Source organism: Acetobacter conturbans (assembly GCF_011516755.1).
GTDB classification, from domain to species: Bacteria; Pseudomonadota; Alphaproteobacteria; order Acetobacterales; family Acetobacteraceae; genus Acetobacter; species Acetobacter conturbans.
The window spans coordinates 56992-69643 of record NZ_WOSY01000001.1 but is presented as its reverse complement, the minus strand read 5'-3'; the positions used below and the strand labels follow the sequence as shown (position 1 = coordinate 69643).

Below are 12652 nucleotides of genomic sequence, written 5' to 3'. Positions count from 1 at the left end.
ACGGCTCACTTCGCTTCTGTGCTCAAAACCCACGTCGGTCGCACACACTCTCAGAGGCAGTTGCGCTCAGCAGAGAGCTTTTGAAACAGCCTCTCACGGCAGGCTAAGGAAAAGACTTGATTGACCTGGAAAGCTGACAGTAAGCGACCGGGTCGAAAAAGGAGCGCCATAGAATGATAAAACGAACAATCGTGGCTGACACACTCGCAGCAAGCGTCGGTCCTCACGGTCACGCTTCCGCAGAAACAGCTTGGCCCTGGCAAGGCGGACGCTGGCTGAACACGCCGCATGCCGCCGAAATCAGGAACGGCATCTTTGAAGTGACAACCGATAAGGGATCGGATTTCTGGCGTGAAACATATTACGGCTTCACGCGAGACAATGGCCATTTTTTCGGAATGCCCGCACCCTCCCGCTTCACCGCACAACTGAAAATTCGCGCCCAGTACGAAGAGCTTTACGATCAGGCCGGAATTATGGTCCGGATTGACGAAAGCCACTGGGTGAAAGCCGGCATCGAACTGTCCGATGGCCGCGCCATGCTGAGCAGCGTGTTGACAGACGGGCAATCCGACTGGGCCACATCACCCTATAGCGATGATCCAAAAGATTTCTGGATGCGCGCCACTGTTGATAATGGCATTCTGCGCCTTCAGGTCTCCGCCGATGGAAAGACATGGCCTCTTGTCCGGCTGGCTCCCTTCCCAAAAGCAGAGTCCTATCTGGTCGGCCCCATGTGCTGCACACCAGAGCGAGAAGGACTGAAAGTTCAGTTCTCCGACTGGCAATTAAGTGCCCCTCTCGGAAAAGCACTGCACGATCTGACATGAAACCAAAAATGGTCAGCAGGAAGACACGGCCGTAATATCCCTCGACAGGCGATACGAGGTGAAATCCCCTCTCATATCGCCCCTATGAGCCGTTTTTCCCAATAAATGCCGCCGCAACAGAACTCGATCCCGCCGGACGTGAAGAAAAAGCCCCCTCCGCATGGAGGAACCCACCCGAAGAACGAGGATCAGGCATTTATATCATCACCGCATCTCCCGCCCGTGGAGATCAAATCAGACGAGCAAAACGACGCAAAAAACTCCAGCAATTTAAGCATGGAAAGCCGCCACCCGAGAAAAGGGGCCAAAACACCCCCGCACTAATGGATCAGAGTGCAGTAACGGGCATGTATTACGCTTTCACTGATGATTAAATTGCGCACAAACACACGCCTCTGAACCAATTCGTAATAAATACCAAAAATCTAGCGTGCACCAAAAAGAAGCCACCCAGTAAGAGCAGTCTGGATTTTCTTGAATGACGGAATATCCGCTTTTTGAGCCCGTCGATCCCCTCACAACGTCCAACAGCAAGCCCCCCATGAGCACAGGGTATAATCCCCCTTCGACAACTACCCTTCGCGACCAATGCCAGCGGCTCCCCACGCACCGAAGCCCACCCGCGCCCGCCACGCAAACCAGCCCCTCACCGACACGCACCCCGGAACGAAACCACTCCCTCAACCGTTGCACCTCCGCAAACCATAGCCCGGAGCGGGGAACACCCATGTCCATGCAAGCCTCTCAAAAGCAGGAATCCTAGCGCCGCCCCCACCAACCTCCGCCGACGCCCATCACCCCCCACCAGACATTCCGAGCCCTGCACCCCCATTCCCCGCCGCAACAAGCCACCCGCCAGGACAGACAGCGATGAATGACGTTTTCCAGAACACCGACGGCAACAGCGTATTCCTGTTCCCCGAAAAATCACTGCTCGACCGGCAGGAAGCCGCACGCGAACTCGGGGTCAGCAACCGCATGATGCTCGCCCTCATCGTCCTGCGCAGCGCACCGCCCTCCCTGAAAATCCGCTCGAAAACCCTCTGGCGTCGTGAAGACATCTCCCTCTTCCGTCAGGTCTGGCTCGCCACCGTCCGCGTCGCCGATAAGGATCGCACAACGCGCCTCGCCGCCATCCCCACAAGCCGCTCCCCAGAAGAACCCGACCCGCTGATGCGCCTCCTCGGCCTCAGAACCATCCGGCACCGCATCGTCCTCGCCATATTCGGAGCCATGGTCATCACCGGTGGCCTGATAAGCCTGATCCTCTACTGACAGCAGGCTCCCCAAAGGAGATATCCCGCATGACCACCCCACACGCCACACCACGCTTTCTCACCCGCATGACCGCCTCCGCCATCGGCGGCACCCTCACATCCACCGCCGCCCTGATGATGCTGTCAGCAAAACGCACCGGCAGCCCATGGCCCGGCCTGAACTGCACCGCCCACTGGCTGAAAGGGGACAAGGCCGCGCTCGTCCCCACACCGGACCTCGTCCACACCGGCACAGGCTTCGCGACCAGCGCGGGCGCTATCGTCTTCTGGGCCGCCCTCTACGAAGCCGCCCTCGGAACAGGAAAACTCTCCTTCGGCCGGTTTCTGGCCGCAACCGCCGCCCTCGGCCCCGTCGCAATCGTCGCGGATTACGGCGCGACCCCAAAACGCTTCACCCCCGGATGGGAACTCCTGTTCAGCAAACGCGACATGACCCTGATCTATACCGCTCTGGTGCTCGGAATGGCCGCAGGCTCTACCGCAATCCGCCCCTTCAGGACATGCGCCTGCGCCCCCGAAAAGATCGCAACACCCTCCACGCCCTGACCGGAACCAAAGACAAGCGATTCCTGATCTTCCAAGAGCAAAACAATACGTTTCGGCTTCATGATGTGATATGCCTGCTGAAGGGCACCCTTATTCCCGGCACGAGAAGTTTCACCAACCCGCATCCCCCACACCGCTGGAGGAAGAGCCGAAGGCGAACGATCTCAGGACCATTTTCCCCGAGACGGAACCCGCCAGTCTCAATGCCAAACCAGCCCCACCACGGCCAAATCGCCCGCGCTACGCCTCACCACTCATAATCCGCTCAATCCCACGCAACGCCACCACCACATCGCCACGCTCCGCCCCGGTTCCCGCCAGATGCCGCAACAGCACCGGAACCAGACGCACCGCCCGCGCCTGATCCCGCATCCACAGCCGGAGAAATACCCGTAACTGACGCGCCAGCAACGGCGACAGATGCGGATCCCGCGCCGCCTCACGCACCTCGATCACACACATCCCAAGAGTCGTGATCGCCATGTGCTCCACAAAACTGTCGAACAGCAGAGCCTGCGGAACATGACGCGATGTCCGCACCGTCCGCACCATGCTGTCCGCATGCATGAGCAACCAGCCCTGCACCGACATCCGGTTCCCGGCCTGCGCCACACCCCGCAGGCTCCGCCGCGCCCAGATAATCGTCCGCCGCAGATGATCGTCAGGCCGGAACGTCAGAACCACCCGGAACATGATGCTGGCAAAGAAAACCGCCCCCAGAAACGCCGAGGTCCCGTTCAGAAAAGACACCTCGTCATAACGTCCCATGTTCGACGGCCCGATCAGCACCGGGAAAAACATGTTGAAGGAAAAGGCATGGTTCAGCAGCCGAGGCGTCCGCGCCGCCAGACCGCCCACCACCATCGGAACCATCAGAGCAAGCGCCAGAACCTCCGGTGACGTCACGGCCGGAACCACCAGCATCACGAAAACAGCCGACACCGCCGCACACCACAACGCCCCGCGCGTGAACCCGCCCGAAGCCAGCGCCGGTGTCTCGCGCGTCGCCAGAAGCCCGTAAACCAGCACGACATAAGACAGAAACGTCACGCCGGACGGCCACGCCGTCACCTCCCAGAGCAGCCATGCCACGACAATGCCAGCCGCCGAACGCAACCCGTTCCTGACACCCTCCGTCCCCTGCCGCACGGAACGGGAGGCAAAGCGGAACCGGTCATGCGCAACCGGCGAGACGATGGCCGCGATATGAGCCCGGCCCGCATCGAGACCGCGCTCCACCGCAGGCCACTCCGTCCCGGCCCTGATCCTCACCACTCCCGCCAGAAGTGCGGCCAGCGCCGCACGGGCGTGATCGGCAGCTCGCCCCGCCGCAGGCCCCATCTCCAGCACGTCGAACTCAATCCGCGTGCCCGCCGCCATGATCGCCGCCAGCAACTCGCTCTCCGCCCGATGCCCCGGCTCCGGCGTCAGCGTGCTCCGCTGCCACGACCCCAGCGTGCTGGCCGTCAGCGCCGAAACATCCCGCAACCGCTGCACCAGCCGCTCACGCGCGCCTTTCTCCAGATTGGGCGCGAACAGCCCCGTCGCCACCGCTTCGCAGATAATGCCGAGAATGATGTAGGTCCCGCGCGCCATGGCAACGGAAAAAGCGCCGTCAGGGTCCGGAATGCCATCCGTCGCCACAATGGCCGTGGTGAACCCCGCCACCAGAAAGCCATAGCTGCGAAATCCGTCAAAAAAGGTCGCAAGACCGCAGCAGGTCCCCGTCCACACCGCCAAAGCAAGGAAGAACAGAGCCGCCTGCTGGGGAAACGCCGCAATCAGCGCAACCCCCACGCAACAGCCAGTAATCGTGCCAACCAGCCGCCAGCGGGATTTGGATATGGACTCGCCACGTGACGTCGTCGCCACGACCCAGACCGTCAGCGGCGCCCATTGCGGACTGCCCAGCTCCATCCACATCGCAACCATAAGCGAGAAAATCGCCGCGCAGGACGTCCTGACCGCAAACCCGACATTCGCCGCGGAAGGCGCGAGAAGCCACGCCCAGTGCTCGAAGCGGCCCCACTCTCCGAAACCACTCCAGTCCCGGAAGCGACCCCAGTCCCGGGCCGCCACCCTCAACGCTCCCGACCTCATCGCGCTCTTCCGCCTCCCTCAGGCGGCGCAAGCTGGCCGGACCCGCAATCAAGGTCCAAGTCTTTCTAATGATTAAGTCATAAGCAGCGCTTATAATCGCGCCACTACAGCGCAAGCGCCGCCGTCAGATCCAGCGCCTTGCCCACAGCCCAGCACCGCGTCATCAGCCCGCTCTCCATCGGGTGCCGCATCCGCACAAGCCCAACCGAGGCGACAGGGGAGGGATCAAGACGCCGCAACTGGAGCGGCAGCCCCTCATTGCGCGCCGGAAGCGCCGCGACAGGAAGAATGGACGCAAGCCGCCCCGTCCGAAGTTCCGCATGCAGAAGCTCCAGCGCGTTGGTCTCATAGAGAACCTCCGGCTGAACCTTCGCCGCCTCGAAACAGGAATCCACGATCTGACGGCTCCGCATCGAACGGTCCAGAAGACACAGCGGAAAAACCGCCGCCGCCGCCCACGAACACCGCTTCCCGCTGGGCAACGCCATCCCCGGCGCCGCCACCAGAACATGCTGCTCCGCATAAAGCTGGTGCGCCTCGAAATCACCCGCCGCAGGCAACTGATCGAGATAGACAATCCCCAGATTGAACTGCTGCTCTGCAAGACCCCGCAACACCTCGGCACTGGTCGCCACCGTCACTTCCAGCCGTAACGCCGGAATCCCCGCACGCAAACTCTCCACCAGAAGCGACGCAATCTGCATCGCCGGAGGCATGACCCCAACCGTCAGACGGCCCCCCGCAATCTCATGCGCAAAGCCCGCATCCTGCTTCAACCCATCAAGCGCCGCCAGACTCTGCCGCGCCCAGGCCACAACACGCTCACCCTCCGGCGTCAGACCCAGCATCCGCTGCCGACGCCGCACAATGGTCACACCAAGCTCATGCTCAAGCTGGCGGATCGCCGTCGAAAGAGCCGGCTGCGACACCCCGCAATGCTCCGCCGCGCGCGAAAAATGACGAAACTGGTCAAGCGCGACGAGGTAATTCAGTTGTCGAAGAAACATGCCGTCACGCCCTCAGAACCCTCATCATCACGGACAGGGAAGCCTGCTCAGCCTTCTTCCTCGTCCGTCTCTTCACCGAAACGCGAATCCCGATGCACCCAGACCGACATCAGCAGGCCGAAGCCCAGCATCACATTGATCATCGCCGAGCCGCCATAGGACACCAGAGGCAACGGCACCCCTCCCACCGGAATGGCCCCCATCACCATCGACAGGTTCACCAGGCAGTAGAGAAAGAAATTCACCGAAATCCCAAGCGCCAGAAGACGGCCAAACCGGTTGCGGCTCCGGATCGACATCAGCATCCCACCCAGAATAAGCGTCAGCAGCAGCCCAAGGACAAGCACGCCTCCCGCATAGCCCCATTCCTCCGCAATCGTCGTGAAGATGAAGTCCGTCTGCTTCTCCGGCAGAAAGTTCAGCTGACCCTGCGTGCCATGCAGATAGCCCTGACCCCACATCCCACCAGATCCCAGCGCAATCTTCGACTGGATGATGTTGTAGCCCGCCCCAAGCGGATCACTCTCCGGATGCAGGAACGTCGTGATACGCGCCCGCTGATAATCATGCAGATGCGCATACGCCACCTTCAGCAGGAGCGGCATCGGCACGACCAGAAGCGCGATCTGCCACAGACGCATCCCCGCCGCGAAAAACATCGCCGCGCCAATCCCGCCGATGATCACCGCCGTGCCGAGATTCGGCTCCTTCAGAACCAGACCCACAGGCACCAGAACCATCGCACATGGAATGATCAAACGCAGCGGATTGCCCATCTTGGAGTAAGGCACACGCGCAAACCACGTCGCCAGCATCAGAACCAGAGCAACCTTGGCATACTCGGAAGGCTGAACCTGCGTGCCCCCCAGCATGATCCACCGCTCAGCCCCCTTGCCGACATGCCCCGCCCGCAACACCAGCACCAGAAGCAGTAGCGACACCCCGTAAAGCGGAACCGACAAACGCACGAGAACCTTCGGCGGCAACATCGCAACCGTCAGCATCAGAACAACGCCAAACCCGAAACGCGCCGCCTGCGGCCCGGCAAACGGATGCGCCGAACCCCCGCCCGCCGAATACAGCGCAATATACCCGACACCCGCCAGCGCGCAGATCAGCAGCACATACAGCCAACTCACCCGCAACAGCTTCGACAGCATGCGGAAATTCGGCTCCGCCCGAAGCAGCCGCTTACGAAAACGCCTCATCGGCATCCGCGAGTCCAAGACGCAGCCTCCTCCGGGTCAGGTTACAACAGGGAAAATAAAGAAAAGACGAGCCGCCGTCAGCCGGCATCCGCCACAGTCTGGCCCGGCGCCGTCCGGTGATTGACCGGGTCGCGGCGTAACGTGTCCGTCATGATGTCCCGCGCCAGAGGCGCCGCCGCATCAGCACCCGTGTTGCCATGCTCAATCACCACCGACACAGCATAACGCGGATCGTCATACGGCGCGAAACAGATGAACAGCGCATGAGGCCGGAACTCCCACGGCAGCGTCGCCGAGTTGAAGTGACCACTCTCACGCATCGCCCGAGACACACGCCGCACCTGCGCCGAACCCGTCTTGCCCGCCATCATCACACCCGGAATGGGAAGCCGCGCCTTCGGAGCCGTCCCGTGAGCCTCGTTCACAACAGCAAACATGCCCGCACGGATCGCCCCGAAATAGCTGTCATTCATCGCAAGCTGAGGCCAGTGCTGCGGATCGACCTGCCCGCCAATCTCACCATTCACGCCCCGCACCAGATGCGGCTCAACCTTCCGACCCGTCGCAATGCGTGACGCATAGGTCGCAAGCTGCAACGGCGTGACCTGAACAAACCCCTGACCAATGCCGCTCACAACCGTGTCGCCACCATTCCAGTGATGCTTGTGCTTCTGCCGCCAGGCCGGTGTCGGAATCAGCCCCACACGCTGATGCGGCAACTCAATCCCAAGCTCCGTGCCCAGCCCGAGATCATGCGAAATCTCCGCAATCTTCTCCATCCCGACACGCCGCGCCACCTCGTAGAAATACACGTCGCAGGAATATTTCAGCGCCAGATGCAGATCGACCGAACCATGACCATGCTTCGCCCAGCAATGGAACCGCGCCCCGCCCAGATCGAAATGACCCGGACAGAAAAACCGGTCCGTCGGCGTGATGGCACCAGCATCCAGAGCCGCCATAGCCACCGCAGGCTTGAACGTCGAACCGGGCGGATAAACACCCGAAACCGTCTTGTCGATCAGCGGCGTCCGCTGGTCGCTGGTCCACTCCGCCCACTGCGCCCGGCTCACACCGCTGTCGAACAGCGACGGATCAAAGGACGGCGTGCTGCACATCGCCAGAACCTCGCCATTGCGACAGTCCATCACCACCGATGACGCCGCCATGTCGCTGATCCGGTTCTGGATCATCTGCTGCAAACCAACATCCAGAGTCAGCGCCAGCTCATCCCCCGGCGTGCCGTCCCGGCGGTCCAGCTCACGAATGACACGCCCGACCGCGTTGACCTCCATCTCCACGGAGCCCGCCTGCCCACGCAGAACATCATCCTCGTTCTGCTCGATGCCCGCACGACCAATGCGCATCCCCGGCAGCGCCAGAAGCCCCGATCGCGCCACGTCCTGCTCATTCGGCGGCGCAACATAGCCAACCGTGTGCGCCAGCAACGGACCGAACGGATAGGAACGCGTCGTGCCGACATCAATCAGAACACCCGGCAGAGACGGCGCGTTCAGCTCGATCCGCGCCATGTCATCCCACGACAGAAACTCTCGCAGCACCACAGGAACGAACTTGCGCTTGTGCCGGATCTCACGCCCCACACGCGACTGGTCCCGCTCATCAAGCGGCACAATCTGCGTGAATCGCGCAATGGTCCCGTCAATGTCCGTCGTCTCTTCCGCCAGAAGCAGAGCACGCCAGTTCGTCTTGTTCGCCGCAACAATCGTGCCGAAACGATCGGCAATCAGACCCCGCGGCGGCGCAAGCAGACGCTTGCTGGTCCGGTTCTTGTCCGCCAGCTTCGCAAAATGATCGCCACTATTGACCTGAAGATCATAAAGCCGACGCCCAAGCTCCCCAAGCGCCGCCGTCTGCACCGCCATCAGCAGCAACGCCCGCCGCGTGAACACGCCCTTGCCCGGATCTTTCTGATCCTGCACCGGCATCAGCCGGTTCAGCCGCTCCTTTTTCCGACGCCGGAACACCATCAGCCCCACACTCCAGCGCCAGAGCAGCCAACAGCAGCAAACAGACCGCCCGAACGCAGCCCGCCAACCCGAAGGCCAGCGCAACAAAGGCTGCCGACACAAGCGCGGTCGACACAAACAGGGCCGGAAACTGAGACAGACGCTGAAACAGAAACCGGAGCAGAAACCACAAACGCCATCACAGATGCTGCTCCGGATTGGAGAGACGCCGATGCGCCCACGTGCCCACAGCCGCGAAAGGCGGATACAGCCCGGCCGCCAGCATACCCTCGAATATGACCGGCGCCGTCGGCATCAGCCGGAAGGAGAGGGCGGACACGAGAAACCACACCAGCCAGCAGGCACCGGCCTCAAGCAACACGAAGACAATCCAGAGCGCCAGAAAGTTGAGCCGCATGAAACCGAACCGTGCGTGCCCCGCAATCCCGTGCAGCAGCAGAAAGACAAACGCTTCCACCCCCAGCGGCGCAAAACCAATCAGGTCCAGCAACAGCCCCAGACAGAACACCATCCCCACCGACATCGACGCCGGACGCCACACCGACCAAAAGAACACCGACGCCATCGTCACGCCCGGAATCAACGCCGATACCCCCGGAATCCCCGAAGGCGCAGCCAGAAGCACAACGCCCACAGCCGTCAGCGCACCCGGCAGAAGCCGCATGGCCAGCCGGTCAAGCCGCTGCGCAAGCGCCGGAGAGGAACGCTGCTCCGGCTGCCAGTGGGAAAACGGCTCAGGTGACATGAAGACGTCCTTCATCCGCGACCCGACAGCCCGTGATCAGAGAAAGACGGTTCATCAATGGACCCCGACTGCTCCGGGTCCTTGGGCGTCCGGGAAGAGCCATCGCCTCCCGCTGGCGAAGACCGCTCCTGCGCACCATGATCCGCCTCTTCACCCTCGTCAGGCTCATCCTGATGCTGTCCCTGTTCGTGGCCCTGCTCATGCCCCGGGGTCTGCCCGGAAGGTTGCCCGAAGGTCTGGCCGCCAGAAGACTGGCCCGGCATCTGGCCCGGAATCTGGCTCTGACTCCGCCCCTGACCATCCGAAGCAGCTCCCGAACGCCCGACACTGCCTTCAATCACACCACCCAACGTCATGCCGTCCAGCGGATTGCCCTTGCGGTCCTCGCCCCCGCGAGCCCGCGCCGCCGTCACAGGCACACGCCCCGGCGCATCCGGCGACTCGATGGCCCCCGTGTCGAAATTGAACACCCGCAGGATCTTCAGATGATCCAGTCGGGCATACGGCACAACAACAGGCGTCCCCGCATGCAGATAGTGAACCACCCCGATGGGCAGACCCGCAGGCAACAGATCAGCCTGCCCGGACGTCACAACACGCTCGCCCTCAACAGGATGATTGTCCTGCGCATAAAACATCAGACGCGGCATCGTGCTGTTGTCGCCCGTCATGATGGCCGTTCCATGGCTCGCTTCAAGTAAAACCGGAATGCGGCTCGCCACATCGTCAATCAGCAGAATCCGCGCCGAATGAACGCCCGTCTCCGTCACGCGACCAACAAAACCATCCGCCGCCAGCGCCACGTCACCAACATGCACACCACTCGACGGTCCCGCATTGAGCAGAACGGCATGGGAATAAAGACCACCCACATCACCAACAACCCGACCCGTCACAAAAGAGGGCAGGGGGTCCGGAATCCAGTGCAGGTTTTCCTTGAGGGACGCATTCTCCTGCGTCAGCGAAACCGCAACATCATACCAGCCGCGCAACGTCTCGTTCTCGGACCGCAGACGCGCATTCTCACGCGCCAGATGCCCAATGCTGCGTAACTCGGAAAAAGTCGCGGAAATCTCGGTGCCGGGAAGCGCCACCAGCGACCACAGCGGCGACAGAACATCCGCCGTCGCCATCCGCGCCGTCGTCGTGAAACGCTGGTTCGCCCAGCCAAGCAGCATCACCGCAATCGACAGAAGCAGCATCGCCGGAAGCAGAAGCCGGTCCAGAGCCTGCCTGAGCTGAATGGAAACAGGAATCATCAGGTCCGCACCGATCGCAGCATCAACGACCCCCGAACCCGCCAGCCCTTATCCGCCAGCAGCCCGCCCCGGGGATGCCGGCCAGATCTCACCCCGTAACCACCCAACAAGAAAACCCCCAATTTCCCGGGGGCCTCGTCCCCAGTCTATTTCGCCAGCCTCATAAGGCCCGCGGCTTCTTCTGGTATATAGGCAAAAAGTTGCAGCTCTTGCAGGGTTATTTTTCGTTAGTACATTGTCGTCAGCACATTGCGCAGACGCTTCATTTCCTCAAGCGCACGCCCCGTGCCAAGCGCCACGCAGGACAGCGGATCTTCCCCGACCGTCACCGGCAGACCCGTCGCAATCCGCAGAACTTCGTCCAGACGATGCAGCAGCGCCCCGCCACCCGTCAGCACAATGCCCTTGTCCACAATGTCCGCCGCCAGCTCCGGAGGCGTGTTCTCCAGAGTCAGCTTCACCGCCTCGATGATCTGCATGATCGGCTCGGCCAGACTGTCCGCAATCTGCGCCTGCGACACAATAACCTCGCGCGGCGCACCCGTGATCAGATCACGACCCTTCACATGCTGAAGAGGCCCGAAATCATTCGGATCGTCCGACGGCATCATCGCAGAGCCGATCGACATCTTGATCCGCTCCGCCGAACTCTCGCCAATCAGAAGGCTGTGCATGCGGCGGATGTAGGAGATGATCGCCTCATCCATCTTGTCACCGCCGACACGCACCGAACGCGCATAGACAATGCCACCCAGCGAAATGACCGCAACCTCGGTCGTGCCACCGCCAATGTCCACGATCATGCTGCCCGAAGGCTCCGTCACCGGAAGACCCGCACCGATCGCCGCCGCCATCGGCTCCTCGATCAGGAACACACGACGCGCCCCGGCGCTCTCGGCACTCTCCTGAATCGCACGCCGCTCAACCGCCGTCGAACCCGAAGGAACACAGACAATCACCTGCGGACTGGCAAAAATGCTGCGGTTGTGAACGCGGCGGATGAAGTGCTTGATCATCTCTTCCGCGACTTCAAAGTCGGCAATCACGCCATCGCGCATCGGGCGAATGGCCATGATGTTGCCAGGCGTGCGCCCGACCATCTGCTTGGCTTCCTCACCAACGGCAAGAACCTGCTTCTTGCCCCGGGATTCCGCAATCGCCACCACGGACGGCTCGTTCAGCACGATGCCCCGTCCCTTGACGTACACAAGTGTATTGGCAGTGCCGAGGTCGATAGCCATGTCGGCCGACATGAGACCCAGCAGGCGAGCGAACATCCAAAACTCCTGGCCAGCAATCATGCCCGCGCAGGCAGCGCGCAGGCATATTTCGCCCGCATACTCCATCGGAAAAACCGGGTTTCCAGACGCGCGGACCGTCGGAAGCAGGCAGCGATCTTATATGTAGGCTGGACCGAGGGCTTAACGAGGCTGCCCGGTCACTGCAAGGGCCAACATGAAGAAACCATCCCCCACACGCAAAGTTCCTCACTCCCGCCCGAAAACCAGCCCCCCCGATCGTCAAAACCCACGCTCATACGACGCAACTTACGTTCCGTAATAAAGACGCCCTGAAATCACCATCAGGAACCTGCCTCTCTCGTCACCGTTGTTACAACTGCCGAGTCTCACCTCAGTCAGGAGAAGCCGCATCAGCCCGCCGCCCGCCCACCAGACCTCAGACGACCAG

Annotated in this window: 10 protein-coding genes; 3 read left to right on the top strand and 7 right to left on the bottom strand. The window is 61.7% G+C overall.

The features are described 5' to 3' along the window. Positions 1–173 precede the first annotated feature (173 nt). The 3 genes from GOB81_RS00300 (at position 174) to GOB81_RS00290 (ending at position 2653) form a co-directional block, all read left to right on the top strand. Positions 174–830, top strand: coding sequence for a DUF1349 domain-containing protein (locus tag GOB81_RS00300; protein ID WP_173568384.1), 657 nt, complete (start codon positions 174–176; stop codon positions 828–830). A gap of 870 nt (positions 831–1700) precedes the next feature. After that, positions 1701–2105: a hypothetical protein gene (locus GOB81_RS00295; protein ID WP_173568383.1), complete on the top strand. Its 405-nt coding sequence runs from the start codon at positions 1701–1703 to the stop codon at positions 2103–2105. A gap of 29 nt (positions 2106–2134) precedes the next feature. Then, entirely contained in the window at positions 2135–2653 is a 519-nt protein-coding gene (locus GOB81_RS00290; RefSeq protein WP_242009949.1) for a hypothetical protein, read from the top strand. Between the two features lie 240 nt (positions 2654–2893). Here the strand turns inward: GOB81_RS00290 and GOB81_RS00285 are convergent, their stop codons facing one another. From GOB81_RS00285 to GOB81_RS00255, 7 genes are all read right to left on the bottom strand, one after another. Then, on the bottom strand, positions 2894–4753 hold the full coding sequence (locus GOB81_RS00285) for an FUSC family protein (protein ID WP_173568382.1): 1860 nt from the start codon (positions 4751–4753) through the stop codon (positions 2894–2896). A 104-nt stretch (positions 4754–4857) separates the two neighbouring features. Next, positions 4858–5760: a LysR family transcriptional regulator gene (locus tag GOB81_RS00280; RefSeq protein WP_173568381.1), complete on the bottom strand. Its 903-nt coding sequence runs from the start codon at positions 5758–5760 to the stop codon at positions 4858–4860. Between the two features lie 47 nt (positions 5761–5807). Then, positions 5808–6974: a rod shape-determining protein RodA gene (rodA, locus tag GOB81_RS00275; protein ID WP_173568380.1), complete on the bottom strand. Its 1167-nt coding sequence runs from the start codon at positions 6972–6974 to the stop codon at positions 5808–5810. Positions 6975–7045: 71 nt separating this feature from the next. Beyond that, positions 7046–8959: a penicillin-binding protein 2 gene (gene mrdA, locus GOB81_RS00270; RefSeq protein ID WP_173568379.1), complete on the bottom strand. Its 1914-nt coding sequence runs from the start codon at positions 8957–8959 to the stop codon at positions 7046–7048. A 178-nt stretch (positions 8960–9137) separates the two neighbouring features. Then, on the bottom strand, positions 9138–9704 hold the full coding sequence (mreD, locus tag GOB81_RS00265) for a rod shape-determining protein MreD (protein ID WP_173568378.1): 567 nt from the start codon (positions 9702–9704) through the stop codon (positions 9138–9140). A gap of 11 nt (positions 9705–9715) precedes the next feature. After that, a complete protein-coding gene (gene mreC / locus GOB81_RS00260; RefSeq protein ID WP_242009948.1) occupies positions 9716–10963 on the bottom strand; it encodes a rod shape-determining protein MreC in 1248 nt (415 codons plus the stop codon). Between the two features lie 227 nt (positions 10964–11190). Further along, positions 11191–12240, bottom strand: a complete 1050-nt coding sequence (locus tag GOB81_RS00255; RefSeq protein ID WP_173568377.1) for a rod shape-determining protein — start codon at positions 12238–12240, stop codon at positions 11191–11193. Between the last annotated feature and the right edge of the window lie 412 nt (positions 12241–12652).

Coding starts and splice junctions, on each gene's coding strand:
- mreC (WP_242009948.1), bottom strand. CDS start 10,963: ATGATTCCTGTTTCCATTCAGCTCAGGCAGGCTCTGGACCGGCTTCTG.
- GOB81_RS00280 (WP_173568381.1), bottom strand. CDS start 5,760: ATGTTTCTTCGACAACTGAATTACCTCGTCGCGCTTGACCAGTTTCGT.
- GOB81_RS00300 (WP_173568384.1), top strand. CDS start 174: ATGATAAAACGAACAATCGTGGCTGACACACTCGCAGCAAGCGTCGGT.
- GOB81_RS00255 (WP_173568377.1), bottom strand. CDS start 12,240: ATGTTCGCTCGCCTGCTGGGTCTCATGTCGGCCGACATGGCTATCGAC.
- mreD (WP_173568378.1), bottom strand. CDS start 9,704: ATGTCACCTGAGCCGTTTTCCCACTGGCAGCCGGAGCAGCGTTCCTCT.
- GOB81_RS00295 (WP_173568383.1), top strand. CDS start 1,701: ATGAATGACGTTTTCCAGAACACCGACGGCAACAGCGTATTCCTGTTC.
- GOB81_RS00290 (WP_242009949.1), top strand. CDS start 2,135: ATGACCACCCCACACGCCACACCACGCTTTCTCACCCGCATGACCGCC.
- rodA (WP_173568380.1), bottom strand. CDS start 6,974: ATGCCGATGAGGCGTTTTCGTAAGCGGCTGCTTCGGGCGGAGCCGAAT.
- mrdA (WP_173568379.1), bottom strand. CDS start 8,959: ATGGTGTTCCGGCGTCGGAAAAAGGAGCGGCTGAACCGGCTGATGCCG.
- GOB81_RS00285 (WP_173568382.1), bottom strand. CDS start 4,753: ATGAGGTCGGGAGCGTTGAGGGTGGCGGCCCGGGACTGGGGTCGCTTC.